22 protein-coding genes are annotated in these 26,417 nt (G+C 59.0%); 13 read left to right on the top strand and 9 right to left on the bottom strand.

The annotated features are described in order from the left end of the window. Position 1: 1 nt before the first annotated feature. The 8 genes from PSH88_RS15380 (at position 2) to PSH88_RS15345 (ending at position 10,840) form a co-directional block, all read left to right on the top strand. The gene (locus PSH88_RS15380) at positions 2 to 1,846 is read left to right on the top strand and encodes an ABC transporter ATP-binding protein (RefSeq protein ID WP_305421365.1); all 1,845 of its coding nucleotides are present in this window, start codon (positions 2 to 4) and stop codon (positions 1,844 to 1,846) included. Then, a complete protein-coding gene (locus tag PSH88_RS15375; RefSeq protein ID WP_305421364.1) occupies positions 1,843 to 2,151 on the top strand; it encodes a (2Fe-2S)-binding protein in 309 nt (102 codons plus the stop codon). The genes PSH88_RS15380 and PSH88_RS15375 overlap by 4 nt, the downstream gene beginning before the upstream one ends. After that, positions 2,133 to 3,524, top strand: a complete 1,392-nt coding sequence (locus tag PSH88_RS15370; protein ID WP_305421363.1) for an FAD/NAD(P)-dependent oxidoreductase — start codon at positions 2,133 to 2,135, stop codon at positions 3,522 to 3,524. The genes PSH88_RS15375 and PSH88_RS15370 overlap by 19 nt, the downstream gene beginning before the upstream one ends. Then, positions 3,521 to 4,690, top strand: a complete 1,170-nt coding sequence (locus tag PSH88_RS15365; protein WP_305421362.1) for an NAD(P)/FAD-dependent oxidoreductase — start codon at positions 3,521 to 3,523, stop codon at positions 4,688 to 4,690. The genes PSH88_RS15370 and PSH88_RS15365 overlap by 4 nt, the downstream gene beginning before the upstream one ends. Beyond that, positions 4,687 to 5,844, top strand: a complete 1,158-nt coding sequence (gene argE, locus PSH88_RS15360; protein WP_305421361.1) for an acetylornithine deacetylase — start codon at positions 4,687 to 4,689, stop codon at positions 5,842 to 5,844. Before PSH88_RS15365 ends, argE begins: the two co-directional genes overlap by 4 nt. Before the next feature lie 180 nt (positions 5,845 to 6,024). Beyond that, entirely contained in the window at positions 6,025 to 8,106 is a 2,082-nt protein-coding gene (locus tag PSH88_RS15355; protein ID WP_305421360.1) for a methyl-accepting chemotaxis protein, read from the top strand. 156 nt (positions 8,107 to 8,262) lie between these two features. Beyond that, positions 8,263 to 9,720, top strand: a complete 1,458-nt coding sequence (locus PSH88_RS15350; RefSeq protein WP_305421359.1) for an NAD-dependent succinate-semialdehyde dehydrogenase — start codon at positions 8,263 to 8,265, stop codon at positions 9,718 to 9,720. Between the two features lie 40 nt (positions 9,721 to 9,760). Then, entirely contained in the window at positions 9,761 to 10,840 is a 1,080-nt protein-coding gene (locus tag PSH88_RS15345) for a tartrate dehydrogenase (RefSeq protein ID WP_305421358.1), read from the top strand. A gap of 373 nt (positions 10,841 to 11,213) precedes the next feature. Here PSH88_RS15345 and tatA read toward each other — a convergent pair whose 3' ends face one another. The 5 genes from tatA to PSH88_RS15320 form a co-directional block, all read right to left on the bottom strand. Continuing rightward, positions 11,214 to 11,390 carry a twin-arginine translocase TatA/TatE family subunit gene (gene tatA / locus PSH88_RS15340; protein WP_305421357.1) on the bottom strand — a complete coding sequence of 59 codons (177 nt, stop codon included), beginning with the start codon at positions 11,388 to 11,390 and terminating at the stop codon, positions 11,214 to 11,216. A gap of 88 nt (positions 11,391 to 11,478) precedes the next feature. Then, entirely contained in the window at positions 11,479 to 12,186 is a 708-nt protein-coding gene (locus PSH88_RS15335; RefSeq protein WP_305421356.1) for a cupin domain-containing protein, read from the bottom strand. 57 nt (positions 12,187 to 12,243) lie between these two features. Next, the gene (locus tag PSH88_RS15330) at positions 12,244 to 13,101 is read right to left on the bottom strand and encodes a GNAT family N-acetyltransferase (RefSeq protein ID WP_305421355.1); all 858 of its coding nucleotides are present in this window, start codon (positions 13,099 to 13,101) and stop codon (positions 12,244 to 12,246) included. Positions 13,102 to 13,439: 338 nt separating this feature from the next. Further along, a complete protein-coding gene (locus PSH88_RS15325) occupies positions 13,440 to 14,780 on the bottom strand; it encodes an OprD family porin (protein WP_305421354.1) in 1,341 nt (446 codons plus the stop codon). Between the two features lie 392 nt (positions 14,781 to 15,172). Next, positions 15,173 to 16,099: a 2-hydroxyacid dehydrogenase gene (locus tag PSH88_RS15320; protein WP_305421353.1), complete on the bottom strand. Its 927-nt coding sequence runs from the start codon at positions 16,097 to 16,099 to the stop codon at positions 15,173 to 15,175. 287 nt (positions 16,100 to 16,386) lie between these two features. On the opposite strand from PSH88_RS15320, the gene gabT reads away from it, so the two are divergent. The 4 genes from gabT (at position 16,387) to PSH88_RS15300 (ending at position 21,237) form a co-directional block, all read left to right on the top strand. Next, entirely contained in the window at positions 16,387 to 17,679 is a 1,293-nt protein-coding gene (gabT, locus tag PSH88_RS15315; protein WP_305421352.1) for a 4-aminobutyrate--2-oxoglutarate transaminase, read from the top strand. A gap of 93 nt (positions 17,680 to 17,772) precedes the next feature. Continuing rightward, positions 17,773 to 18,429, top strand: coding sequence for an HAD family hydrolase (locus tag PSH88_RS15310; RefSeq protein ID WP_305421351.1), 657 nt, complete (start codon positions 17,773 to 17,775; stop codon positions 18,427 to 18,429). Positions 18,430 to 18,476: 47 nt separating this feature from the next. Next, positions 18,477 to 18,965 (top strand): Lrp/AsnC family transcriptional regulator, encoded by a 489-nt coding sequence (locus tag PSH88_RS15305; RefSeq protein WP_008146530.1) that lies wholly within the window; start codon positions 18,477 to 18,479, stop codon positions 18,963 to 18,965. 148 nt (positions 18,966 to 19,113) lie between these two features. Next, positions 19,114 to 21,237 carry a TonB-dependent siderophore receptor gene (locus PSH88_RS15300; protein WP_305421350.1) on the top strand — a complete coding sequence of 708 codons (2,124 nt, stop codon included), beginning with the start codon at positions 19,114 to 19,116 and terminating at the stop codon, positions 21,235 to 21,237. 195 nt (positions 21,238 to 21,432) lie between these two features. Here PSH88_RS15300 and PSH88_RS30475 read toward each other — a convergent pair whose 3' ends face one another. Next, complete coding sequence (locus PSH88_RS30475; protein WP_370694648.1) at positions 21,433 to 21,549, bottom strand: twin-arginine translocation signal domain-containing protein; 117 nt, start codon at positions 21,547 to 21,549, stop codon at positions 21,433 to 21,435. A gap of 188 nt (positions 21,550 to 21,737) precedes the next feature. Here PSH88_RS30475 and PSH88_RS15295 point away from each other — a divergent pair, with 188 nt between their 5' ends. Then, on the top strand, positions 21,738 to 22,700 hold the full coding sequence (locus tag PSH88_RS15295; protein ID WP_305421349.1) for an AraC family transcriptional regulator: 963 nt from the start codon (positions 21,738 to 21,740) through the stop codon (positions 22,698 to 22,700). Positions 22,701 to 22,791: 91 nt separating this feature from the next. Here the strand turns inward: PSH88_RS15295 and PSH88_RS15290 are convergent, their stop codons facing one another. The 3 genes from PSH88_RS15290 to PSH88_RS15280 all read right to left on the bottom strand — a co-directional run bounded on the left by PSH88_RS15290 (position 22,792) and on the right by PSH88_RS15280 (position 26,259). Beyond that, positions 22,792 to 23,811, bottom strand: coding sequence for a Gfo/Idh/MocA family protein (locus tag PSH88_RS15290; RefSeq protein WP_305421348.1), 1,020 nt, complete (start codon positions 23,809 to 23,811; stop codon positions 22,792 to 22,794). A gap of 12 nt (positions 23,812 to 23,823) precedes the next feature. Continuing rightward, positions 23,824 to 24,705 carry a shikimate dehydrogenase family protein gene (locus PSH88_RS15285; RefSeq protein WP_305421347.1) on the bottom strand — a complete coding sequence of 294 codons (882 nt, stop codon included), beginning with the start codon at positions 24,703 to 24,705 and terminating at the stop codon, positions 23,824 to 23,826. A gap of 117 nt (positions 24,706 to 24,822) precedes the next feature. Further along, positions 24,823 to 26,259 carry an MFS transporter gene (locus PSH88_RS15280; RefSeq protein WP_305421346.1) on the bottom strand — a complete coding sequence of 479 codons (1,437 nt, stop codon included), beginning with the start codon at positions 26,257 to 26,259 and terminating at the stop codon, positions 24,823 to 24,825. Positions 26,260 to 26,417: the final 158 nt, after the last annotated feature.

Raw genomic sequence — 26,417 nt, 5'->3', positions numbered from 1 at the left:
AATGAGCGAATTAATTCGAGTTCAGGACCTGCGAGTGGTCGCCTGTGGCGAGCTCGGTGAGGTGGAAATCGTCAAGGGCGTGAGCTTCTCCCTGCAAAAAGGTGAAGTGCTGGCGTTGATCGGTGAGTCCGGCTCCGGCAAAACCACTATTGCCTTGGCGTTGCTCGGTTATGCCCGGCGCGGTTGTCGGCTGGCGGGCGGCGTGGTGCAAATCGGCGAACACGACATGCTGGCGTTGAGCGAAAGCGAGCTGCAAGGCCTGCGCGGCAATCGGGTGTCGTACATCGCGCAAAGCGCTGCGGCGGCGTTCAACCCGGCGAAAAAACTCATCGACCAAGTGGTGGAGGGCGCGTTGATTCATGGTCTGGGCAGCCGGGCTGTGCTTGAGGCCAAGGCCATCGAGTTGTTCCGCGATCTGGCCCTGCCAGACCCCGATCGCATTGGCCAACGCTACCCCCATCAAGTCTCCGGCGGGCAACTGCAACGGGTGATGGCGGCCATGGCGCTGATCAGCGATCCATTGCTGGTAGTGCTCGACGAGCCGACGACGGCGCTTGATGTGACCACCCAGATCGATGTGCTGCGTGCCTTCAAACGGGTGGTCCGTGAACGTGGGGCGACAGCGGTCTATGTGTCCCATGACTTGGCCGTGGTCGCGCAGATGGCTGACCAGATCGTGGTGCTCAATGGCGGCCAGATCTTCGAACAGAGCGCCACCGGCCCATTGCTCGATGGTCCGGCCCATGAATACACCCGCAGCCTGTTGGCGGCGGCGCGGCCGGATACGACGATCCGCCCGCCTTGCGGCATCGCCGAAGAGACGCCGCTACTGACTATCCACGGCCTGACCGCCGGTTACGGCAACAAGAACGCGCAAGGCATGCCGGCCATTCGCGTGCTGGAAGACATCGACCTGACGGTTCGCAGAGGCCAGGCCATCGGCGTGATCGGTGAGTCGGGTTCCGGCAAGTCGACCCTGGCGCGGGTGGTGGCCGGATTGTTGGCGCCGGCCCTCGGCGGGCTGACCTTCGATGGCCAGCCCTTGGGTGGCAGCCTGTCGTCGCGCACCGACGAGCAGTTCCGACGTATTCAAATGGTCTTCCAGAATGCCGACACCGCGCTCAACCCGATGCACAGCGTCAGCACCATCCTGAGCCGGCCGCTGAAGATGTATTTCGGCCTCAAGGGCGCCGCACTGCGCCAGCGTATCGATGAGCTGCTGGACCTGGTGCGCCTGCCACGGAGCCTGGCTGAACGTCGTCCGAACGAACTGTCCGGTGGGCAAAAACAACGGGTCAATCTGGCCCGGGCCCTGGCAGCCAAACCGGATCTGATTCTGTGCGACGAGGTGACCTCCGCGCTGGATACCGTGGTGGGTGCAGCGATTCTCGAACTGCTGCGTGACCTGCGCCAGCAACTGGGGGTGTCCTATCTGTTCATCAGCCATGACATCTCCACCGTGCGGGCGCTGTGCGACGACATTGTGGTGATGTACAGCGGCCACAAGATTCAGGCCGGCAGTCGCCAGTCGTACGCTGAGGCGCCGTTTCATCCCTACACCGATTTGTTGATCCATTCGGTGCCGGAGTTGCGCCAGGGCTGGCTGGAAGCTTGCGGAACAACCACCTGCGGAACGCTGCCGCCGATCGGGGCCAAGGCCGATGTGCCTGGGCTGTGCACCTTCCTCAATCGTTGCCCGGTGCGGGTCGACGGTCTGTGCAATTGCGTCCCTGCGCCCCGTCGGATGATTGTTGGCGGCAGTGAAGTCCTTTGTCATCACGACAGTGCCGAGTTGCTGAAAACCCAGAAGGATTCAAACAGCATGATCGCGGGAGCCTATGCATGAACGGGCGTTTCGTAAGGCTGGCCGAACAGGGCCGCCCCACCATCAAACTGCAGGTAGACGGCAAGCCTATCGAGGCGCTGCAGGGCGATACGCTGATGGTCGCGTTGCTGACCCAGGGTTCGGCGTTGCGCCAATCGGAGTTCGATCCGGGCCGCCGCGCCGGTTTCTGCCTGATGGGCGCCTGCCAGGACTGCTGGGTCTGGACCCGCAGCGGCGAGCGTCTGCGCGCCTGTTCCAATGAAGTCCGTGAAGGGCTGGATATTGTCACCACACAACCGGAGGCGATATGGCCACTGCGCGGCTGAGCACTCACCGAGTCGTTATCGTCGGCGCCGGGCCGGCCGGCATACGTTGTGCCGAAACCCTGGTCGCCGCTGGTTTCAAGCCCATCCTGATTGACGAGAATCGCCGGGATGGCGGGCAGATCTACCGTCGCCAACCCGAAGGCTTTACCCGCGATTACGCCACGCTGTATGGCACCGAAGCCGCCAAGGCCAACGACCTGCACCAGAGCTTCGACCGCTTGCGCGGGCAGATCGACTATCGTGCGGACACACTGGTGTGGAACCTGACGCCGGGGCAACTGTGCTGCGTCAGCCAGGGCAAGCACTCGACGGTGGATTTCGACACGCTGATCCTGTGCACCGGTGCCACCGACCGCTTGATGCCGATTGAAGGCTGGCAGTTGGCGGGCACTTACAGCCTCGGCGGGGCGCAGATCGCGCTCAAGTCCCAGGCAGTATCCATCGGCCACCGCGTGGTGTTCATGGGCAGCGGACCGTTGCTGTATCTGGTCGCCAGTCAGTATGTGAAAGCCGGGGCCAAGGTCGCGGCGGTGCTCGACACTTCGCCGTTGAGCAAGCGGATCGGTGCGTTGCCCAAGCTGTTGGCGCGCCCCGGATTGCTGTTCACCGGGATGAAACTGCTGGCGCAGCTCTATCGAGCGAAAATCCCGGTGCATCTGGGCATTTCGCCGCTTCAAGTGCTGGGCGATCCGGCCAACGGTGTCAGTGGCGTACGCGTGCGCACGGCGCGCGGCGACACCTTGACGGTGGCGTGCGATGCCGTGGCGCTGGGTTATCACTTGCGCCCGGAAACCCAATTGGCCGACCTGGCCGGCTGCCGTATGCGCTTTGATGAGGCCTCCAGCCAATGGTGGCTGGCCGTCGATGAAGACGGTCGGACCTCGGTCAGCGGTGTATATGCCGCCGGCGACGGTTCGAAAGTTCGCGGTGCCGATGCTGCCGAGCACGCCGGGAGACTGGTGGCCATGGCGTTGCTGGAGGATCTGCAGCAACCGGTGAACATCGGGTTGCGCGACGAACAACGGCACGCGCTGGCGGTGATGGATGAATTTCGTCTCGGTCTGGCCCAGGCGTTTCCCTGGCCGACGGCGCAAGCCAAAGCGTTGCCGGACACGGCCATCGTCTGCCGCTGCGAAATGATCAGCGCAGGTGAATTGCGTGCAGTGGTCCGGGAAAAAGGCGCCTGTGAAGTCAACCGGGCCAAGGCTTTCAGCCGGGTCGGCATGGGCCGCTGCCAGGGGCGTTATTGCTCCCAGGCCGGGGCTGAAGTGATTGCCGCGGCCGCCGGCGTTTGCGTGGAACAGGTCGGTCGTCAGCGCGGTCAGGCACCGGTCAAACCCCTTTCGATGCTCACCGAGGAGGTGTCGTCATGACGCTACACAAAGCCGATGTCGTGATTGTCGGCGGCGGCCTGATGGGCTCGGCGGCGGCGTTTTTTCTGCGCCAGCGCGGCAAGTCAGTGATTTTGCTGGAACGCGACCAGATCGGTCAGTACGCCAGCGGCGTGAACTTCGGCAACGTGCGACGTCAAGGGCGTTATCTTGGGCAGCTGGAACTGGCCAATCGCTCCTGGGCGCTGTGGAAGCGTCTGCCGGAGCTGATCGACGATGACCTGGAATTCATCGCCAGCGGGCATTTGCGCGTGTGTTACCGCGAAGACGAAATCGCCGAGTTGCAAGCCTACGCAGACGCCCCTGAGGCGGAGCAGCTGGACTTGAAGATCTTTCGTGGCGACGAGTTGCACAAGCGCTTTCCGTTCCTCGGCCCGGATGTGAAGGGCGGCTCCTACGCTCCCCACGATGGTCACGCCAACCCGCGTCTGGCAGCCCCGGCGTTTGCCCGGGCGGCACGACGTCTCGGCGCACGGATCGAAGAACGGACTGAAGTGGCCGAGGTGCAGAAGGTCGGCGGCGAGTTCAACATCCGTACCACCGACGGCCGCCAGTTCAGCGCAGAACGCCTGCTGATTACTGCCGGCGCCTGGGGCCAGAAACTCTCGGCGCAGTTCGGCGAGCCGGTGCCGCTTGAGACCAAAGGTCCGCAAATGGCCGTGACCGAACCGGTGCCGTACGCCTTGCCGACGGTGATCGGCGTGTACACCAAAATTCCCGAGGAAGTGATCTATTTCCGCCAGATACCCCGCGGCAACATCATCATCGGTGGCGGCTATCGCAGCGAACCAGACATGCTCAACCGTCGGGCCTATGTCGAGCCGCGCAGCATTCTCAATCAGATGGATCAGATGCGGCGCCTGCTGCCGGGTGTCGGCAACCTGAACATCATCCGCGTGTGGAGCGGCATCGAAGGCTATCTGTCTGATTCTCTGCCGGTGATGGGGCCAAGCGGCACCGTTGATGGCTTGTTCTATGCCTTCGGTTTCTCCGGCCATGGCTTCCAGCTCGGTCCGGGCGTGGGCGACGTGATGGCCGAACTGATCAGCACCGGCAGCACCAGCACTTCGATTTTACCGTTCTCCATCAACCGGTTCGCGTCTTCAGCCGAGCAACGGACAACTGAGCAAAGGAGCAGGGCTTTATGAAACCCCGCGTACTGGACATTCTCAAACGTCTGATGGCCTTTGACACCGTGTCGTCGGAGTCGAACATGGCCTTGATCGAGTACGTGCGCGATCTGCTGCTGACCAAGGGCATCGAGTCATTGATCGTCAAGGACGAAAGCGGCAAAAAGGCCAACCTGTTCGCCAGTACCGGTCCACGGGAGGTGCCGGGGATTTTGCTGTCCGGGCACACCGATGTGGTGCCGGCAGCGGGGCAGGCCTGGACCTTTCCGGCGTTTCAGGCGACGGTGCAGGACGGGCGGATTTACGGGCGTGGCAGTTGCGATATGAAGGGCTTTATCGCGCTGGCCATCGACGCCATGCTCGACGCCGCTGACCATTCCTTGAATCGGCCATTGCAATTGGCGCTGTCCCATGACGAAGAGATCGGTTGCGTGGGTGTGCGCCGTTTGCTCGACGTGTTGCACCTGGCGCCGGTGCGGCCGTTTTTATGTGTGATTGGCGAACCTACCCATATGCAATTCGTGCTTGGGCACAAGGGCAAGGGTTCTTACCGCACTTACTGTCGCGGCCTGGAAGCGCATTCCTCGCTGGCACCGCGTTCGGTCAACGCGATTCACGTGGCTTGTGATTTCATCGCTGCGCTGCGTCAGAGCCAGCTGCAACTGCAAGAGCAGGGCGCGCAGGATGCGGATTACGACGTGCCTTACAGCACCGTGCATGTCGGGCAGATTGTCGGCGGCAAGGCGCTGAACATCGTGCCGAATCTGTGCACCCTCGATTTCGAAGTGCGTAACTTGCCGGCGGACGATCCGGATCAGTTTCTGGAGCAGATGCGCGAGCGCGCCGAAGTGATCGTGCGTGAAGCCAAAAAGCTGTCCAGTGTGGCGGACATCGAAATCGAAACCCTGAACGTCTATCCCGGCCTCGATACTCACCCGAGTGTCGAAGCGGTGCGTTTTCTGAAGAACTTTGCCGCACCGGATACCGGTACCGCCAAGGTCTCCTTCGGCACCGAGGGCGGGTTGTTCAAACAGCGGCTGGATGTACCCGTGGTGGTCTGTGGCCCGGGCTCGATAGAACAGGCGCATAAGCCTGACGAGTTCATCGAGATCAACCAGATGGAAGCCGGCGAGCACTTTCTGCAAGGGTTGTTGGGCTCGATGCGGCTTTAGAGTTCCGTTTGCCTACGCCGAACACTTTGCGCACCACGCTTGTGTCCTGGTTATGGCATGACGCCCGGTTCACCCCTTCAACGTACCGACAGTGTGGGAAGTGCTGAGAAAGCCTTCCCAGGCTTGACTGCGTCTATTCAGAAAGCCGCTAGCCACTCGCAACCCTTCCGGAGTTCCCTCATGAAAGTGCTTGAGCGCCTGTCATTCTCTGGCAAGTTTGTCTTGCTCGGCTTGCTAGCCGTGACCCTGATTGCCATTCCAACCAGCCTTTACGTACTGGGTGCGTACCAGCATAGCCGCCAGACAAATCTTGAGCTGCGCGGCATACGACCGGTGCAGGGGTTGCTCCAGCTCATTCACTTGACGCAGCAACATCGCGATTTGTCATCCGTCGTGCTGGGCGGCAACCAGACCTTCCACGAGGCTCGTCTGAACAAGCAGGCCGAGGTGGATCGCGCCTTCGACGCAACCGAGCGTGTGTTACAGGAGGCCGAGGTCGGCCCCGAGATCCTGGCTACCTGGCGGCAGACGCAACAACAATGGCGCGAGCTGGCCGACCAGGTTAGCCAGGCCACAGTCAAAGGTCCGCAGAGTCTGGCCTGGCATAGCCAGTTGATCGCAGCCTGCCTGCTGATTGAGGATGCGTTGCTCGATCACTTCGAACTGTCACTGGACCCGGTTTTAGGGACTGACGCGCTGATTGCGGGTGCCCTGATCGAATTGCCGAAAGCCAGCGAGTTGTTGGGTCAGTTGCGTGGTGCCGGTGGCCTGTATCTGGCACAGGGCCGGATCTTGCCCGAGCAACAAGGTGCGTTGCGTGGCCTGGCCACTCAGGCGCTGAGCAGCGTTGACAAGACGGCACGTGCCTTGACCAAGGCGAGTGCTGCCGAGCCGGAACTCAAGGCTCTGCTGGAAGCACCGCTAACGGCGCTAGGTCCGCAGATCCAGCAGGCGCTTGAACTCAGCAATGCGCGATTGGTATCGGTCGTCGAAATGGACCTGGATTTCGTGCCCAGCGCAAACTCCGCAGGGATTAACGAGCCTACCGATGCCTTGTACGCGCTTAAGCTCAATTACCCGGTTGGCGATTACCTGACTGCTTACAACAAACCGGTTGATGCCTTGTATGCCCTCGGCCAATCAGCGCTGACGGCGCTCGATGAGGCGCTGATGAAACGCCGCGACAGTGACCGGCAGAGACTCATCCTGATGTCTACAGGTTTGCTGGCACTGCTGTTAGCTGGCGGGACCTTGGCGACCTTGATCGTGCTGCGTCTGTTGAAACAGTTGGCGATTGCCATGGCGGCAGCCGAGCGTATCGCCAAGGGTGACCTGACCCAATCACTGGATATCGTTGGCATGGATGAGGCGGCGCGCCTGCTGCAGGCGCTTGAACGCATGCAGATGAACTTGCGCAGTACCGTCAGGCAGGTGTTGAGTTCTTCCGAGCGACTGGCCACGACCTCCGCTCAGTTGAGCGCCGTGACCGATGAGGCCACCCGTGGTGTGCAACGCCAGAGCGCTGAACTCGATCAGGCAGCCAGTGCGGTGACCCAAATGACTGGCGCGATTGAAGACGTGGCGCGCAATGCCGCCTGGGCCTCGGAGGTGTCCCAGGCAGCAGACCAGCGCTCGCGACAGGGGCAGGAGAGTGTCAGCCGTACCGTCGGTGCCATCGAATCATTGACCGAGGATATCGAGGATACCGCCGGAGCCCTGCAGGCCCTGGCAGGCCAGATAGGTGATATCGGCTCGGTGATGGATGTAATTCGCGGCGTTGCCGAGCAAACGAACCTGCTTGCCTTGAATGCGGCGATCGAGGCGGCTCGCGCGGGCGAAAGTGGACGGGGTTTCGCCGTAGTGGCGGACGAGGTCCGGGCGTTGGCGCAACGAACCCAGGAATCGACCAAACAGATCGAGACGATCATCGGCTCTGTGCAAAAAAGCAGCCACGGCACCTTGCGAGCCATGCAAAGCAGCAATGGTAAAACCCGGGAAACCCTGGAGGTCGCTCGTGCGGCAGGCGCGGCACTGAATGCCATCGTCGATGACATCGCTCAGATCAACGAACGCAATCTGTGTATTGCAAGTGCCACCGAAGAGCAATCCCATGTTGCCCGTGAGGTGGACCGCAACCTGCTCAATATCCGTGATGTTTCCCGACAGGCTTCGGCCGGGACCCATCAGAGCCAGGCCTCTAGCCGCGAACTCGCGGGCTTGGCCAGCGAGTTGAATAGCATGGTCAAGCATTTCATCGTCTGACCGAGTTAGTCGTGTCCGATCATCACAAACCAACGGTAGAGCCTGCTGTCGAATGCTGATTTTCAGCATTCGAAGGCTGCTGGGGCGGCGCTTTCAGCATCCTCGTCCGGGACGACCCAATAGACTGAAGGCTGTCTCGGAACAGGACTCGACACCATGCTCAAAAATCGCCTGAAAGACCCCAGCCTGCTGGTAGAACTCGCTTACATCGACGGTCAGTGGATCGGCGCCGACAACGCCGCCACCCTTGACGTCATCGACCCGGCCAGCGGCCAGTTGCTCGCTCGCGTACCTGCGATGCAAGGCAGCGAAACCCGACGCGCCATTGAAGCCGCCGACCGCGCCTGGCCGGCATGGCGCGCACGCCCGGCGGCAGAGCGCGCGGCGCTGCTGGAGCGCTGGTATCAGGCCATGATCGACAACCTCGACGACCTGGCGCTGATCATGACCTGCGAACAGGGCAAACCGCTGAATGAAGCCAAGGGCGAAATTCGCTACGGCGCCGGCTTCGTCAAATGGTTCGCCGAAGAAGCCCGACGGGTCTACGGCGAAACCATACCGGCACCCAGCGGCGACCGCCGCTTGCTCACGCTCAAGCAGCCGGTCGGGGTCTGCGCCGCGATCACCCCGTGGAACTTCCCCAACGCGATGATCACCCGTAAATGCGCACCAGCCCTGGCGGCGGGCTGCCCGGTCATTGTCAAACCCTCGGACCTGACCCCGCTGTCGGCGCTGGCTCTGGCAGTACTCGCCGAACGGGTCGGCATTCCGGTCGGGGTGTTCAACGTAGTGACCGGCATGCCCGCCGGCATCGGCGAAGAACTGACCGGCAACCCGACAGTGCGCAAAATCTCCTTCACCGGTTCCACCGCTGTCGGTCGACTGCTGATGCGCCAGAGCGCCGAACACATCAAGCGCTTGAGCCTGGAACTGGGCGGTAACGCGCCGTTCATTGTGTTCGACGACGCTGACCTTGAGCAGACAGTGGCCGGCATCATGCTCAGCAAGTTTCGCAACGCCGGGCAAACCTGCGTCTGCGCCAACCGGATTCTGGTGCAGGACGGAATCTACGAGCGCTTCGCCCAGCGTTTGGTGGAGGAGGTGGGCAAGCTCAAGGTCGGCAATGGCCTGGACGCCGATGTCACCATCGGCCCACTGATCAATGCCGCAGCGGTGAGCAAGGTCGCCCGACATATCGACGATGCCTTGAGCCAGGGAGCCCGTCTGCTCTGTGGTGGTATCCCCGAGGGTGACAGCCAGTTCGTCCAACCGACAGTGCTCGCTGAAGCCCATGCCGGGATGTTGCTGGCCAGCGAAGAAACCTTCGGCCCAGTTGCACCGCTGATGCGTTTTACCACTGAGGAAGAGGCGCTGGCCTTGGCAAATGCCACGCCGTATGGCTTGGGCGCCTATTTCTTCACCCAGGACTTGCGCCGTTCATGGCGGTTTGGCGAGGCGCTGGAGTTCGGCATGATTGGTCTCAACACCGGGCTCATTTCCATGGAAGTCGCCCCCTTCGGCGGTATCAAGCAATCGGGCCTGGGTCGCGAAGGCAGCAAGTACGGCCTGGATGAATACCTTGAAGTCAAAGCCTTCCACATCGGTGGGCTGTGATCCGGTCACCGTTGGAACAGATATTGAGGAGCCACGATTGATGAGCAAACCATTCAGAATCGCCGCGATTGCCGGCGATGGCATCGGCAAGGAAGTCTTGCCGGAAGGGCTGCGGGTACTGGAACAAGCCGCGAAGAAGTGGCAACTGGATTTGAGCATTGAGGTTCTCGACTGGGCGCATTGCGACTACTACCTGGAACACGGGCAGATGATGCCCGCCGACTGGTTCGAGCAACTCAAGGGCTTCGACGCGATTTACTTTGGCGCCGTGGGCTGGCCGGACAAAGTGCCGGATCACATTTCCCTGTGGGGTTCGCTGCTGAAGTTTCGCCGTGACTTCGACCAATACGTGAACATCCGCCCGGTGCGGCTGTTTCCCGGTGTGCCCTGTCCGCTGGCCGGGCGCGAAGCCGGGGACATCGATTTTGTGGTGATCCGGGAAAATACCGAAGGCGAGTATTCGTCGGTCGGCGGCAAGATGTTCGAAGGCACCGAACATGAGTTCGTGCTGCAAGAGTCGGTGTTTACCCGACGCGGCGTGGACCGGATTCTCAAGTTCGCCTTCGACCTGGCCCAGACCCGGCCGCGCAAACGCCTGACGGCGGCGACCAAGTCCAACGGCATTTCCATCAGCATGCCGTACTGGGACGAGCGCACTGCATTGATGGCTGCGAAGTACCCGGACGTCACCTGGGACAAGCAACACATCGACATTCTGTGCGCGCGTTTCGTGCTGCAACCGGACCGTTTCGATGTGGTGGTGGCGTCGAATTTGTTCGGCGACATTCTGTCCGACCTGGGACCGGCCTGCGCTGGAACCATCGGCATCGCGCCGTCGGCCAACCTCGATCCGGAGCGACGCTTCCCCTCCCTGTTCGAGCCGGTGCATGGCTCGGCGCCGGACATCTATGGGCAGAACATCGCCAACCCGATTGCGATGATCTGGTCCGGGGCCTTGATGCTGGATTTCCTCGGCAACGGTGATGAACGTTATCGCGCGGCGCATGACGGAATTCTACAGGCGATCGAACAGGTCATCGCCGAGGGGCCAATCACTCCCGATCTGGGAGGGCAGGGATCGACCCAGGATGTCGGCAGGGCAATCGCCGCGTTGCTTTGAGCCGAGGTAACAACTGGTCAGCAGGAAGCTTTATTCATTCTTGTGACTCACCCTTTTAGCCCGTTCACACTGCGGGCTTTTTTTTGTTTATCGCGCCCGTTTTTAACATCCCTTCCCTTGTAGCGAAGGGGGTAGCGGAGGGGATCAACGGAATGTGAAGGAAGCCTTTCATGCGGATGTTGCTGATGGTTTTACTGGGGTGTGCGTTGCACGCGAGGAGTTGGGCGAGCGACCCTATAGACGTGGTCATTCTTTGTGACGCGGGCTACCCGCCCTACAGCTACGCCGAGGGGGATGAGGCCAAGGGGCTTTAAGTTATGATTTGGTTAATCCCTTGTACTCTCCGGGTGATGGCATCTAGGTCTGCCGGACTTCACGTGTCCTTGGGCTCATCAGTGACGGACTTATCGTCGCCTATGGATTTGCGAAATCCTCTGATCGTTTCGCCGAGATCCGCCCCCAGACCTTTCAGGCGCCTGGTTCCGAACAGCATGATCACGATCAACAGGATGATCAGGAGCTTGCCGGTACTGAAGCCACCTATTCCCATTATCTGTGCTCCGTAGTAACTGATTGATCAGTTCGGTGGTGGGGCCGGCGAAGGAGAAATCCATCTGCCGGCGCTCACGCAGTTCGAGTTATTTGACGACGTAAAACTTGCGCACATAGGCGCTGCTCTTCCAGGCGCATGGGGCGCCTCGGGGTACGAACACCGTATCGCCAGTGTTGACCGTCAGATGGGCGCCGTCCGCCACCTGGAGGGTGACGCTGCCTTCAAGCAGGTGCATCAGTTCATGCAGCATGTGCGGCCTCGCTCTGCGGGTATAAGGCGTCGAGTCCCAGATGCCGATGCGCAAGTTGGTCGCTTCTTCGACGAACACATTGTGCGAGCGACATTGCGGTGCCGGGCTTAGCAGGATTTGTGCATCCGGCGCTGCCGAGGGAGAGAGCAGGGTTAGCGGGGGAAGTGCCGTGAGCCCGGGATTGCGCTCTTCAACGGGCTGGGTATCCGCACAGAATGCCCAGAGAGAGTCGGGTTGCGCTTCGATCTGCAGCGACGTACCGCGGGCGATCACGGCGCTGTCACCGGGATTTAACTGGAGCGTGCAATCCTGGCTCTGCAGGGTGACTTGTCCTGCGTGAACCACGATCGTTTCGCTGTAGGGATAGTCATCGACGTTGAATTGTCCGCTCGCCTGGACCACGCCGGCAGCAATGTCCTGCGGCCCGTTATAAGCAATGTGTCTGTCGAAAGGATCGTTGGCCCCCAACGAACCGGGGGTGAATTTTGTTGGGACGGGACTGCCATCGGCGTGTGCCAACAGCACTGCAGTGGGCTCTAGCATGAAGGTGTTTCTCCAGGAAAATGCATCGTGTAGCGTTGGATGTAACGGTGGGATTTGTCAGCCGATGGCCTGAGTCACCAGAGCAAACTGGTGCACTGCGCCGATAGCCTGCGGTGGGGTACCGCGAGCCATTTGTGCGACGGTGTCGACGTGCTTCAGCCCGGCCTCTTCCAGCCAAGGGGCGAGACCGCTGTCGGACGGTATATCCATGCGCACGAAGGCGCCTGGCACTTGGGCCAGCAACACCGCGATCAAGTGTTTGGCCTGCTCTGGGTTTTCTGCGATGACCGGGCCGATACAGCGACCACGGCCGAATGGGCGCAGCAGGGCGAAAGCGCGCAGCTGACCATCGCGCTCGATACCGACCGAGTGTTCGACAACATCGAACAGATCATTGAGCACGGCGTGTCTGTCCAGGCCGCTGCCGGCGTTGGCCAGTTCAATCTGCATGCTCCGATCGGCTTCGGTCAGCGGGCGGCAGCGTTCACCGGTTGCCAGGTCATTCGGTGCAGGAACCCGCGCGTGCCCCTGATGTTGTTGAATATGTCCAAAGTCAATGAACCCCTGGCTGGCATAAAGCGGGGCGCCGGCCAGCGTCGCATTGAGCATGGCGGTACGCGATCCGCACGCCTCAAGTGCCAGCTCCATCAGCTTGCGACCTATACCCTGGCCCTGGTACTCGTCACTGACGATCACCAGGCCGATCGTGGCGTAATGTCCCTGCGCACAGGTGAACGCGGTACCGATCAGGCGGCCTGCGTCTTCTACGACAAAACCCTGCGCGATGCGCTGCAGCATGGCCCAGTCTTCCAGGCGGTGGGGCCACTTCAACTGCACGGACAAGGCATGGGCCGACGCCATATCGGCCGAGGTCATGGGGCGATAGATATAGGCAGGGCGTTGCGAAATGGACATGGCAGGTCTCCATTGACAGGGAGCGTAATCGGTCGGATTTCTCCGCGGAAAGTATTGGTATCTCACCTGCGGCGAGGCCTGACAAGAGGCTCCAATTGATTCGGCAGATTCCGTCAGCGACGGCTCTGCAGACCACAGTTACTGCTCAAATGAGAAGCAGGATCGGCAGCAAATACTGGGTTGGGTTTCAGGGTGCAGGACAAGGCGAAAGGCACTCCTGATGGTGATATTGCTGAAAAAAAAGGCGCCCGGATGGGCGCCTCGAGGCAAAGGGAGCGAGGAGCAGGCCTTCAAGAAAGCCGGCCGGGTCCACGAGCAAAACCGGCCGGGAACAACCGTTACAGAATGCTCAGCGGGTACTCGATGATCAGACGGACTTCGTCGATATCGCTGTCGAAGGAGGTGGAGCGATGGGTGGCTTGGCGCAGGCGGAAGGACAAGTCCTTGGCGGTCCCTTCCTGGATCACGTATTTGGCTTCCAGGTCACGCTCCCACTCCTTCTGGTCGTCACCCACCTTGTTGGCATAGGCACCGTTCGGATCGGCTTTGGTGCCATCGATTTGATCACCTTTGACATAGCGGGCCATGAAGCTCAGCCCCGGTATGCCGAACGTAGCCATGTTCAGGTCATAACGAGCCTGGATGGAGCGCTCGTTGGGGGCGTTGAAGTCGGAGTACTGAACCGAGTTGGCCAGCCAGATCGAGTCCACACCGATGTAGTCGAAATACTCGTCGCCATCGATCTTCTGGTAGGCCAGGGTGAGCTTGTGAGCGCCGATGGACCAGGCCGCCTTGGCCGACCAGCTCGTGGTGTCCAGTTTGCCGGCTCGCGCTTCCCCTTGGTCCTTGGTCTTATAGGCCGTCAAACCAAAATTCAGCGACTGCTTGTCAGCCAGGGGAATCGTATAGGAGGCGCTGGCGAAGTGCTGACGCCAGACATTGACGGCCTCACTGGTGTACGCCTTCAGACTGAGGTTGTCGTTGATTTTATAGGTGCCGCCGATGAAGTCGACGCTGTCGGCTTCGGTCCCACCGTATGTGGTGAACAGCCCATCATCAGAGTTGGTCGAATTGCGATTGTTGAATGCGGTGAAGTGGCCTCCCTCGAAGGATAAGGCATCGAACTCGTTGCTCGTCAGCTGAAAGCCGGTAGCGGTTTCCGGCAGCAAACGGTTGTCGCCGGTGGCGAATACCGGCGCGGTCGGGCGTTGTTCGCCGTACTTCAGCACGGTGGAGGAAATGCGCATCTTCACTGCGCCGCCGATCTCGCCATAGGCGTCTGGCACGTCGGCATCTGCCGTGCGGTTGTTGCTGATCGGCAACAGGCCGTTGCCAGCCCGGCCACGGCCGGTGTCCAGCTTGACCCCGCCGTAGGCGAAGGCATCGGTGCCAAAGCCAATGGTGCCCTGGGTGAAACCGGAGGCGAAGTTGAGCATGGCACCCTGTGCCCACTCCTCGCGATAGCCGTTGCGCTCGCTGGACGGCTTGGAGCCGTTGATCCCCTGGCTATTGCTGCCGCCATTGCGGAAGTCGCGGTTCATATAGAAATTACGGTTGAGCAGCCCGAGGCTGCTGTCTTCGATGAAGCCGTTGGCTTGCTGTTGCTGACCCGCTATTGCCAGTTGCGCGGTGGCGGCAATGACAGCCAGGGAGAGAGAGCTTTGTTTTGCGAAGTTCATCGCTTACCCCATTTGATCTTATTAGTATTCGTTGCCTGCACGGCAGGCAACGCGCTTACGGCAGCTCAAGTGAAACTCTGCGAAGCAAACCGGAAGAAAACACCGCCGGGCTGCACACAGCGGTGGCTGTATCGCAGCTATGGCGAGGCCTGACAATGGGCTGCAATCAATTCGGTAGATTGCATAAGTTGCGACTTCATAGGCCGCAGTTATTGCTCAAACGGGGGGTAAGGTCAGCAGCAACTATCGACTGCTTTTTCCGGGAAAGAGGGACCCGCAGAAGCCCGAAACGGGATGAAAAACAGGTCTGTTTTGCAAAACGCCAGATTTGCCTGTTTGCGAAGTAACAAATCTGGCCGGGCGCTTGTTTCTGTCGAGTTGACAGCCGCTGGTTAGTAATTTCGCTTGCGGTCAACTTGGCCAAGCATTGACTCACCGCGTTGATGCCGGCGGATATTCTCCAGCAATACGCCAAACGCGCTTTCTGGCTGGGTCATCGCAGCGATATGCGGTGTCAGCAATATCTGCGGATGTTGCCAGAAGGGATGATCCGGCGCTGCCGGCTCCTGTTCCAGTACGTCGAGCACCGCCGCGCTGAGCTGGCCGCTGGCCAGGGCTTCAAGCAGATCCTCTTCTACCAGATGCCCACCCCGGCCCATGTTGACCAAGGCAGCGCCTTTGGGCAGGTGCTGGAACAACTGACGGCTGAGAATCCCTTTAGTCTGTTCGGTCAATGGCAGGACACAAAGCACGATGTCGCACTGGCCGAGGAAGGCCGGCAGTTGCTCGGCACCCGCAAAGCAGTCGACTCCGGCAATGTGATGTTCGCTGCGCGCCCAGCCCGACAAGGCAAAGCCAAAGGGCTGCAACGTGGCCAGAATCTGTTGAGCCTGCGTGCCGAGCCCCATCACGCCCACCCGACGTTTGGCTGCCGGTTGCAGCAGGTGAGCCTGCCAGCACCGGGCCATTTGTTGCTGGCGATAACGGAGCATGTCCCGGTGCAGGGTCAGTACCGCAAAACTGGCGTATTCGCACATGCCCCGGGTGATGCTCGGGTCGAGTAAACGAACCACTGGCAGGGTCGTGGGCAAACGGTCAAGGTCAAGCTGATCGACCCCGGCCGACAAGGTGAACAATACCTGCAGGTTTGGCAACAAGGTGTCGAGATCGTCCGGTGCCTGCCAGGCCGCCAGGTAGCGAATATCCTGCGGATCGCCGATGTCTGGCCAGGCACGCCATTCGATATCTGGAGCATGCTCGGCGAATAGGCGCTTCCAGTGTTCGCCGCGCACCGGGTCAGCTTTATAGAGCAGGGCCATGGGTCATTTCTCGCATTAAATAGGGAGCATCCAGCATGCCCGAGTGACAAAGCAGGATATGTCGAAAGACTCTGCGTAAACACATGACGCTGCGTTGTAGGGGGCGCATATCGGCAGATTCCATGGGGCTGGCCACCGCTGAAGGATTCTGCTGTTTACCGGGGTGAAAACAGTCGATCCGAATTTCTCAGAGGCCAAGTTCGGCTTAGACAATTGTGTCGAAAGCTTAACCTGTGAAGCACATCGCAGCCGCTTTCCGGTTGCCAGGCCCACTATGAGAGATGCCAATGAACAGTAAAGTCGAAGAAACCCCGAGTTTGCTCCGTCAACGCGATCAATTCGTGCCACGGGGTTTGGTCACCGCACACCCGCTGGTTATCGATCGTGCCCAGGGTTCCGAGGTGTGGGACGTGGATGGGGCGCGTTACTTGGATTTCGTCGGCGGCATCGGCGTGTTGAACATCGGTCACAATCACCCGAAAGTGGTCGCGGCGGTGCAAGCCCAACTGCAAAAGGTCAGCCATGCGTGCTTCCAGGTAGTGGCCTACAAACCCTATCTCGACCTGGTCCAGCGTTTGTGCGAGTTGGTCGGTGGTCGCGAAGCCTATAAGGCGGCGCTGTTTACCTCCGGCGCAGAGGCTGTGGAGAACGCGGTGAAGATCGCCCGCGCGCATACCAATCGCCCAGCGGTCATCTCCTTTCGCGGCGGTTTCCATGGACGCACGTTGCTCGGCACGACCTTGACCGGCATGAGCCAACCCTACAAACAGAACTTCGGGCCCTTTGCTCCTGAGGTCTTTCATACCCCGTACCCTAACGCCTATCGCGGTTTCACCAGCGAGATGGCCCTGCAAGCCTTGAACGAATTGCTGGCGACCCAAGTCCCTGCGGACCGAGTCGCAGCGATCATCATCGAGCCGGTGCAGGGCGATGGCGGCTTCCTTTCCGCGCCGCCGGAGTTTCTCCAGGCACTGCGGGCTCTGACCGAACAACATGGCATCGTGCTCATTCTCGATGAAATTCAGACCGGCTTCGGCCGCACCGGCAAATGGTTCGGTTTCCAGCACGCAGGCATTCAGCCGGACCTGGTCACCGTCGCCAAGAGCCTGGCCGGTGGTTTGCCGATATCGGGCGTGGTGGGGCGTGCACACATCATGGATGCGCCATTACCCGGCGGTCTTGGCGGTACTTATGGTGGTAATGCCCTGGCTTGCGCCGCGGCGTTGGCGGTGATCGAAACCTACGAACAAGAGCAGTTACTCGCGCGCGGTGAAGTATTGGGCGAGCGGTTGCGTCAGGGCCTGCTGCGCTTGCAGGCACGTCACCCTCGGATTGGTGACGTACGGGGCACCGGCTTCATGTTGGCGATCGAACTGATCAAAGACGATGAGGCCCGCACCCCCGATGCCGAGCTCACCCAGCAACTGATCGATCAGGCCAGGGTTGGCGGGCTGTTGGTGATCAAATGCGGCGTGTACCGCAATGTGCTGCGCTTCCTTGCGCCTCTGGTCACCGAAGAGGATCAGATCGACGAAGCGCTGACGATTCTTGAGGCAGCTTTATTACGCGTGTTGAATTAATCTCAGGCTTCGGTTGGCGCAACGTAGCACTGCGCCAACCGGGGCATTTGGAACGCATGGATTGATGAAATGCATCATGGGAGGCAACACACCATGTTCCTGACTGATTATCGTGCACTGCTGATCGATTGCGACGAAGTCCTTGTCGATCGGGACTCCGGTATCTGGACGGCCCTGCAACCGTTGCTCGAAAACCATCCGGGCGTGCTGGGCAGGGAAGAGGTATTGGCTGCGTTTGACGAGGCGGTGCGCACGCTCTATCCACGTTTTTCCGAGCTGGGTTTCAGTGGCTTATTGTGCTTCGCCCATCGTCAGTTGGCAGAGCGTTATGGGCTCAAGGCCAGTTGGGAGGAGGGGATGAGTTTCGCCCGATCGGTGGGCAATTGGACGCTGTTCGAGGATGCGCCCGGAGCCATGTTGTATCTGCGCAAATTCTATCGGCTGCTGGTGTGCTGCGATCGTGATGCCGAGGATCGCGAACAGCTCTGTGAGCGATTGGGGATTACGCCCGAAGACTTGCTTTCCCGAGTCAGCAAGCCACTGGAGGACAGCGTCTGGCTGCAGGACAATAACCTGCAAGCCAAAGATATCCTGCAGGTCTCCAGGCCTCCTGCCGAGCCGCCAAAATCGGCTGGTTTGTGCCTGATTTGTCGTGGCCATGGCAACGATACCCAGCAATGTCCCGCGGATTTTTGCATCAATAGCATGGCCGACTTGGTCGCTCAGCATCAGCTATCTTTGCGACGCTGACTTTGCTAAAACCACTGTATAACTGAATGGCAATCAAGAGGTACACGATGGAAGGTTTAATCAAACTAGACCGAATTGATATCAGTATCCTGGTTGAACTTCAAAAAGACGGCCGAATGACTAACGTCAGCTTGGCCGATGCGGTGGGTCTGTCGTCCAGCCCATGTTTGCAACGGGTCAAGCGGCTCGAGTCGGCCGGGTATATTTCCGGATATAGAGCCCATCTCAATCTTGCCAAGATCACCGACTCGGTCACGGTATTCACCGAGATCACGCTCAGCGACCACAAGCGGGAGGACTTCGCCAAGTTCGAGTCCAATATCCGTTTGGTCGATGAGGTACTCGAGTGCCACTTGATCAGCGGTGGTTACGATTACCTGGTGCGTTTCATGACCTGCAGCATCCAGCATTATCAGGAAGTGATTGAAGGCCTGCTGGACAAGAACATCGGTATATCCAAGTACTTCAGTTACATCGTCATCAAGTCGCCGGTCCTCAAAGATGGGGTTCCGCTGCGTCGGCTATTGCGTCACTAATGCCCGGCCATGAGCCGCAATTAATTTTGCACTTGCCCCTGTTTTACAGAGATAAAACGTATCAGCAGCGAATGGGAATTGATATTATTCGTCATCAATTCTCGCCGAGCCCGTGATGTGCCCGGCATCTTCTCAAGGCTGTCTGTCGATGCGTCGAACTCTCGTTTCTCTGTGTGTGATCCAAGCCATTTCCCAGACCACCTGGGCTGACCAGGCACCGACTGATCCTGCGTCAATAGAGTTACAAGCGATCGATATCAACGGCACATTCGAAGAGCCGGCCCAGGGCCCGGTACAGGGGTATCGAGCGACCCGTTCGGCCAGTGCGACGCGCACCGACACTCCGATTCATGAAACCCCACAATCCATCAGCGTGGTCACCCGGGATGTCGTGGAAGACCTCGGCGCCACTCGCCTGCAGGACGCTCTCGATTACGCGGGTGGCGTGGGTCGCGCGAACAACTTCGGCGGCCAGGGCCTGACCACTTTCACCGTGCGAGGCTTTACCACCGGTGAGTTCTACCGCAACGGTTTCCCGATCAACCGCGGTTATCCGAACATGCCCGATGCCAACACCATCGAGCGCCTGGAGGTCCTGCGCGGGCCAGCCACCATGCTCTATGGCCGTGGCGACCCGGGTGGCACCTTCAACGTGGTGTCCAAACAACCTCTGCCCGAGCGCACGGTCACGTTAGGCAGTCAGCTCAACGATCAGGGCATGCGTCGCGGAACGCTGGATGCCTCAGGCCCGCTGGATGATGAAGGGCGACTGGCCTATCGGCTGAACGTGATAGGCGAGGGTGGCGACACCTTCCGTGATCACGTCGAAAACGAGCGTTACGGTGTGGCGCCGGTCCTCGGTTGGCAGGTCAACGACACTACCCGTATCACCTTTGAAGGCGATTTCATGCGCAACAACGCGCCGCTCGATCGGGGCGTGACTCGCTATCGCAATCAGATTGGCGTCGCATCGCGGGATACTTTTTTCGGTGAAAAGGATATCGGCAAGCTGCACAACGACAACAACATGGCGCAACTGCGTTTCGAACATTTCCTCAACGACAACTGGACCTTGGGTGGCGGCACGCAATTTCTCGACGGCAGTCTGCAAGGCAATGCCATCGAAGCCAACGGTGTCGCTGCCGACGGCCGAACGCTGGGGCGCAACTTCAACTATCGCAAACTGGAATGGCGTGACCTTGATGTGCAGTTGAACCTGACCGGACATTTTTCCATCGGTGGCTTCGACCACACGTTGCTCACGGGCATCGAGTATGAGGATTACGATTACAAATCGATCATCCGTCGCTCCAGTGGGGCGGTGAGTGCCTACCCCATCGACATTTTCAGTCCGGTCTACGGCCAGCCGCGTCCGGCGTTGACTCGCACCACCACCCATGATCAGGAAAACCTCAAGACCTATGCTGCTTTCGTGCAAGATCAGGTGGCGCTGACCGAGCGCTTGAAAGTCTTGGCAGGCGTACGTTTTGAACGCTTCGAACATGATTACGACAACAACCTCGTCAACGGTGTGAGCTGGACCAACAGCGACAATGCTGTCACCCCGCGCCTGGGGCTGATCTACGACTTGACCTCGACCGTGGCGATCTATGCCGATACGGCACGGTCCTTCAAGCCCAACAGCGGTGCCAGTCGAACGGGCGGTGGCTTCAAACCTGAAGAAGGCAAATCCTATGAGGTGGGTGTCAAGTGGCAGGCCTTCGATCGTCAGTTGAGCGTGGATGCCGCGGTGTATCAGATCGAAAAACGCAACGTCCTGACGACAGACCCGGTGGACTCGACCTTCAGCGTTGCGGCGGGTGAAGTTCGTAGCCGTGGCTTTGATCTGAATGTGGCCGGCAACCTCACGCCAGAGTGGCGCATGATCGGTGGCTACGCCTATGTAGATGCCGAAGTCACCCAGGACAACGTGCTGAAGTCAGGCACCCGCCTGGTGAACATTCCGCGCAACAGTTTCAGCCTGCTGAACGTCTACGAGTTTCAGGACGGTGGCCTCAAAGGACTGGGCCTGGGGCTGGGAGCCAAGTATGTCGACGAGCGCGCCGGCCAGACCGCGGCCAATGCCTTTTCCATGGATAGCTACGAGGTGTTCGACCTGCTCGGCTTTTACAAAGTCGACGAACACCTGCGGCTTAACCTTGACCTGAAGAATGTGTTCGACAGCCACTATGATGAAGGCGCCTTTGGCAACGTTTACGCCTATCCGGGCGCGCCGAGAACCGTGCAGGTGGGAGTTTCATACACCTTGTAGGGAGGAGTTTTCTGGGCCATGGCTGGGGACATCCTTTTTCAGGATGTCCCCAGAGGTGATGGAATAAAGCAGCTTTTGACGGATGACAGTGAACTTTAACAAGACACTTAACCTTGTAAGTCAGGGCCTGAGAGGGCGATTTGGCGTCCCTCTTCAGAGACTGTCCGGATCGCCGAAGAACATTTTGACCGGGCTCTAGGACGGTGTTTTAGGGTCATAAAAAACTAATGATGCCCCCAGTTTTGCCCCCACTCGCAAAGCGGCTGCAACAGCACCCGCCGCCGAATAGGTAAGAAAATCTCGTCTGTCCATCCAACTTTCCTTTCGCGACTGAGGGTTCACAGGCTCATCGAAGCCGGTCTTCATACTAGAAACTAGAACAACGAGGGTTGGCCGGGTGACCCTAATGCGCCATATCTTTTGCACAATCCTGCCGATGCACTTGTGCTGGTCACGCACTCTCAGCAGACTCGAACATTCCGTAAATAGGGGGGCATGTGATGACGAGCGGTTCCTTCTCGCAGTTCGGTTTCGGCCATGTGCATTCCCTGACCTTGAGCGAACCCGCTCAGCCCAACGAACGCCTCCAGGTACTCAGACGGCTTATCGAAAAAGTCACCCAGCAGATTGGTTTGAACGAGGTCTGCATAACATCGATTCCAGGCCTGACCTTTTATCGAATGGCCGAGCTAGGTACACCCACGTACTGCATTTATGAGCCTTGTGTAGCCATCATTCTTCAGGGTGCGAAGGAGATCACGTTCGGTGAGCAAGCCTGTGAGTTCGGGCAGGGGGCGTTTATACCCACATTGGCTCGCGTTACCGCGGCTAACGAGCAAACCCCTTATCTATCAGTTGTGTTGAAGCTCGATCTTGCCATGCTCAATGAGGTGATCCAGACCTTGGAACCACCAAGGCAGGAAATGGCTTCTGAAGCACGAGGCTTCGCATCTGGTGCGGCGTCGAGTGAGATGCTCGACGCGTTCACCCGACTCTCCACGCTGATCGAACGGCCGCTTGAGGCAGGTTTGATGTCGAACCTTATCAAGCGGGAGATATGCGTTCGGCTGCTGCTCAGTGGCGCAGGCCAGTGGCTGCGCAGCGTCACTCGCGATGGTTACCGAGACAAGGGCATCGTGAGAGCCATTGAATGGTTGAAACATCATTACGACAAACCGCTGCACGTGGCCGATCTCGCCGAACGATCGGGCATGGCCAGCTCTACTCTGCATCACAATTTTCGCAAGCTGACAGGCACCAGCCCCGTTCAATATCAAAAGTCGTTACGGCTGCAAGCCGCGCGCAGCCTGATGTTGACCGATAGGGTCGATGTGAACACGGCCGCCTTGCGGGTAGGCTATGAAAGTGTCGCTCAATTCAGTCGCGAATATGCCCGGCGTTTCGGAGCCCCACCCTCGAGAGACATCAAGCACGCACGGGAGAATGGTGGACGGCTCGACTAATTAAGCGACCCAATCACCTCAATCCAGACAGAGACCGGCGCAAGTCGCAATTGTTAGCTGTCTAGGTGTCGATTCAGCTCGGCGGCTCGAATCATTCAGACGTCGGCGTAAGCGTCAAAAGCGTACCTCCTTGCCGAGCTGAAGCGTAGGCGGCGTCCATGACCTGCATGATGGCCTCGGCGTCGCGCAATGAGGCAATTGGCTTGGCGCCGTTACGACATTCAGTAAGCACTTGCTTGACGAACAGTGGGTAATAGACGTCTGTATCCAGTTGCAGTCGGCGGCTTCGAGTGCCGGCGGCAAGGTTCTGTCGATCCCTTATTTCGATTCGGTCGGGACCGGATTTGGCATATATGCGATCAGATGAGAGGGTGAAGGAGAACTCGCGCTGCTCGTCGGCGGTACTGGGGAAACTGTATCCCGTTTCCACAACACCGATCACGCCATCCTCAGTCTGCAGGGTCAATAACGAATAGTCTTCGACGGCACCCCGATGCGTGAGCGAATTCATGACGGCTGAGACTCGCGAGACCTCCTTACCGGTCAGCAGTCTGAAGAGATCGATAAAATGCGTCGCCACGTTGATCGTCGATCCGCCTCCTGAAAAAACGGGATCGATGGCCCAGCCTGAGCCTGCCGTTTCATAACGAGCGGGCGGACCTACGATGAAACGGAAAGACATGTAGTTGAAGTCAGTGGCCAAGTGTCCCTCAGTGTCTTGCAGCGCGCTAAGCAGTTCACTCATGCGGAAGATCAACGGCACAGCACAGTAGAGATTGGCTTGCTCGGCCAGCTCACGCAGTCGTGTGACCTGCGCCATGTTGATGCCGCAGGGCTTTTCCAGGGCAAAAGGGATGTTTCGTGCGATCACGGCCTCTGCCAGCGACGGCATTTGCGAATGCCTGCCGAACACGAAAGCAAAATCGACCGCCTCGCGCTCAAGCAATTCATAGGAGGAGCTATACAAAGGGCATTTGAATCGCTCGGCAATGGCCGTGCCCTTCACGTGCTCTGAATCCGACACGGCCACCACTTGGACCCCATGGGTCTCAAGCGCATTCAGATACAGTGGGACATGCCAATGGCTGACTTCCAGTAACGCAACTTTCATATGTACTCACTCCTAGCGCGGTGCTGTTACGTTGTCGGGGTGGTAATCGAACCCAAGGAAGCGCAGTGCAAGCAGCGCCTGACCTTTGTGCATGGGACCCCCGTCCTGGGTACGACAACCTCGTTTACGCGCAGCATCGCAAAGCGGTGTCGAGTCCGGCGAGTTGATGATATCCACGACGAGGGTGCCGGGCTGGAGCCGGTCGGGGTCCACAGGCATAGGATCATTTTTGCTCATGCCAAGCGGCGTGGCATTGATCACGATTTCATAGTCATGTGGATCCGGTGGGCCGGACTGCGTGATGCAACCTGTTTCGGCAGCAACTGATTTCGCCAGTTCCTCGGCTCGGTGTTCGTCGACATCGGAGATAGTGAGGGATCGGGCGCCCGCCGACGCGACGGCAAATGCGATCGCTCTGCCTGCGCCTCCAGCGCCGACCAAAAGAACGTTTTTGTTCGCTGGATAGTAGCCTTCCCATTGCATGCCAAGCACACAGCCGAGGCCATCGAATACAGCGCCGACCCAGCGTCCGTCTGTCTCGCAACGAATGACGTTGATTGCGCCGACTTGACGCGCAGTCGGATGAAGTTCGTCGACAACATCCAGCATCCTTTGCTTGTGAGGCATGGTGACCAGGATGCCAGCGAGATTGTTCAGTGCCCTGGCACCCGTCACGAACGAGGGCAGGTCATCGGCCTTGACCTCCAATGGAACACAAACCGCGTCTGCCTGCTGTTCTATAAAGAGTCGGTTGAATAATTGCGGAGACTTGGCAGCCACCAGCGGATGGCCGACCAATCCATAAAGCCGAGTTGTTCCTGTGATATGTGGGGCCATGGTTGCCTGATATTTGATGTTGACGGGAAGAGGCGTCCTGGCGGCTTCTTGGGTCATGCACAACGTCGATGGCTATGCATTGGCAAGTGCCGACCGCATGATGCTGCTCTGCCCGTCGGGCCTGTGTGGGTCGCGAAAACCTAATGGTCGCACCAGTGTGATCGTCGAAAGTCGTTATGAGTGCAGTTGGCTAGCCAGATCCTTCGGTGCATCTGTCTGAGCTGTGCCCTGCATCGCGTCGGCCCGCATACGATCGTATTCTTCTTTGGCAATAGGCACTGCGTTGCGCTTGCCGAGATCTTCAAGGCGAATCCGGTATGTTTCACGTGTAGTGAACGCCGCGATCGCAGCGATAACACAGATACCTAATGTAAGAGAACCGATTTTTAGTGGGATATTCTCGGAGCCGGGGGGCGCAACAGTGACGAAGATTGCCGGGAGAAACGCAGTCATCGCGGTCCCTATGTTCTGTCCGATGGCCATGCCGGTCACACGCACCCGCGTACGGAACAATTCGGGAAAGAGACTTGGGAATACGCCGTTGAAGCCCTGGTAGGCGACGCCCCACATGAGTACAGAGAGGACCAGCGAAAGCCACAGGTTGTGGATGCTAATAGCGTACAGATACGCGTACGAGAGCAGTCCAGCGCAGAGAACGCCAATAATGACTGGGGGCCTGCGGCCGATTTTGTCTGAGAGGTTACCGACCAAGGGGATCAGGATCACCGCACACATGTTACCCAGCAGAGGAATCCACAAATAGACACCTGCAGGGAAACCGATTCCATAGGCCGGTTGAACCGCATAGGTAGCGCCGAATACCGAGGCGACAATGGCGATCACCGCAGCTAGTGCCATGCAGATCACACGCAAGAGATCACCCCAGCTCTGCCGGATGACTTCGACAACTGGCAGAACAGTAGCTTCTTCGCCTTGCTTTTTTTGTTTGGCAAATACAGGTGTCTCGTCGACCTGGCGGCGAATGATATATCCCATGATGACGACTACAACGCTGAGCAGGAACGGAATCCGCCAGCCCCAGGATGCGAACTGATCCGCAGGCATAAAGTGAGCGAGAGGCAAGAAAACTGCTGCCGCGAGCAGCTGCCCGGCCTGAACCCCTTGGAGAGTAAAGCTCGCGAAGTAACCACGGCGACCGGACGGGGCGTGTTCGAGAATCATGGAGCTGGCGCAGGAGATCTCCCCGGCCACCGCAAAACCCTGAATCAGGCGCAACATCACAAGCAGCGCCGGCGCCCAGATCCCGATCTGCTGGTACGTTGGCAGAAGTCCGATACACATCGTCGAGAAGCCCATCAGGAACATGCAGTAAACCAGAACCGTTTTACGGCCGTGGCGATCACCCAAATGCCCCAGGACGACAGCGCCTATCGGTCGAGCAATATAGCCCACACCAAAGCTGGCCAGAGAGGCAATGATGCCGACCGCTGGGTTATCAGACGGAAAAAAGAGCTGTGGAAACAGCAAGGCCGCCGCGGTCGCATAGATAAAGAAGTCGTAATACTCCAGTGCCGAGCCGATCCAACCGCTGGCTGCGGCTTTCTTTGACTGGCTTTTGGAATGAGCGTCGATCGGTATGCTCTGCTTCATAACGTGTCTCCGGTTTCTCAATTGTTGTTATTGTAACTACGTTCCATCAGTAATTCTGTTACTGAGATTACCGCCCTGTCAAGGGAAGTCGTTCCTTGGTCGATCAAGGGGGACGCAGGTTATTTGTGAGGTGTTGAGGACGTCCTCGCCAAGCCGAG

This window comes from Pseudomonas wuhanensis, from assembly GCF_030687395.1.
Classification (GTDB): domain Bacteria; phylum Pseudomonadota; class Gammaproteobacteria; order Pseudomonadales; family Pseudomonadaceae; genus Aquipseudomonas; species Aquipseudomonas wuhanensis.
This window is presented reverse-complemented; position numbering and strand designations above follow the sequence as displayed.

Bases quoted from the DNA above. Each gene is read 5' to 3' on its own strand.
- PSH88_RS15380 (WP_305421365.1), top strand. From the start codon at position 2: ATGAGCGAATTAATTCGAGTTCAGGACCTGCGAGTGGTCGCCTGTGGC.
- PSH88_RS15375 (WP_305421364.1), top strand. From the start codon at position 1,843: ATGAACGGGCGTTTCGTAAGGCTGGCCGAACAGGGCCGCCCCACCATC.
- PSH88_RS15370 (WP_305421363.1), top strand. From the start codon at position 2,133: ATGGCCACTGCGCGGCTGAGCACTCACCGAGTCGTTATCGTCGGCGCC.
- PSH88_RS15365 (WP_305421362.1), top strand. From the start codon at position 3,521: ATGACGCTACACAAAGCCGATGTCGTGATTGTCGGCGGCGGCCTGATG.
- argE (WP_305421361.1), top strand. From the start codon at position 4,687: ATGAAACCCCGCGTACTGGACATTCTCAAACGTCTGATGGCCTTTGAC.
- PSH88_RS15355 (WP_305421360.1), top strand. From the start codon at position 6,025: ATGAAAGTGCTTGAGCGCCTGTCATTCTCTGGCAAGTTTGTCTTGCTC.
- PSH88_RS15350 (WP_305421359.1), top strand. From the start codon at position 8,263: ATGCTCAAAAATCGCCTGAAAGACCCCAGCCTGCTGGTAGAACTCGCT.
- PSH88_RS15345 (WP_305421358.1), top strand. From the start codon at position 9,761: ATGAGCAAACCATTCAGAATCGCCGCGATTGCCGGCGATGGCATCGGC.
- tatA (WP_305421357.1), bottom strand. From the start codon at position 11,390: ATGGGAATAGGTGGCTTCAGTACCGGCAAGCTCCTGATCATCCTGTTG.
- PSH88_RS15335 (WP_305421356.1), bottom strand. From the start codon at position 12,186: ATGCTAGAGCCCACTGCAGTGCTGTTGGCACACGCCGATGGCAGTCCC.
- PSH88_RS15330 (WP_305421355.1), bottom strand. From the start codon at position 13,101: ATGTCCATTTCGCAACGCCCTGCCTATATCTATCGCCCCATGACCTCG.
- PSH88_RS15325 (WP_305421354.1), bottom strand. From the start codon at position 14,780: ATGAACTTCGCAAAACAAAGCTCTCTCTCCCTGGCTGTCATTGCCGCC.
- PSH88_RS15320 (WP_305421353.1), bottom strand. From the start codon at position 16,099: ATGGCCCTGCTCTATAAAGCTGACCCGGTGCGCGGCGAACACTGGAAG.
- gabT (WP_305421352.1), top strand. From the start codon at position 16,387: ATGAACAGTAAAGTCGAAGAAACCCCGAGTTTGCTCCGTCAACGCGAT.
- PSH88_RS15310 (WP_305421351.1), top strand. From the start codon at position 17,773: ATGTTCCTGACTGATTATCGTGCACTGCTGATCGATTGCGACGAAGTC.
- PSH88_RS15305 (WP_008146530.1), top strand. From the start codon at position 18,477: ATGGAAGGTTTAATCAAACTAGACCGAATTGATATCAGTATCCTGGTT.
- PSH88_RS15300 (WP_305421350.1), top strand. From the start codon at position 19,114: ATGCGTCGAACTCTCGTTTCTCTGTGTGTGATCCAAGCCATTTCCCAG.
- PSH88_RS30475 (WP_370694648.1), bottom strand. From the start codon at position 21,549: ATGGACAGACGAGATTTTCTTACCTATTCGGCGGCGGGTGCTGTTGCA.
- PSH88_RS15295 (WP_305421349.1), top strand. From the start codon at position 21,738: ATGACGAGCGGTTCCTTCTCGCAGTTCGGTTTCGGCCATGTGCATTCC.
- PSH88_RS15290 (WP_305421348.1), bottom strand. From the start codon at position 23,811: ATGAAAGTTGCGTTACTGGAAGTCAGCCATTGGCATGTCCCACTGTAT.
- PSH88_RS15285 (WP_305421347.1), bottom strand. From the start codon at position 24,705: ATGACCCAAGAAGCCGCCAGGACGCCTCTTCCCGTCAACATCAAATAT.
- PSH88_RS15280 (WP_305421346.1), bottom strand. From the start codon at position 26,259: ATGAAGCAGAGCATACCGATCGACGCTCATTCCAAAAGCCAGTCAAAG.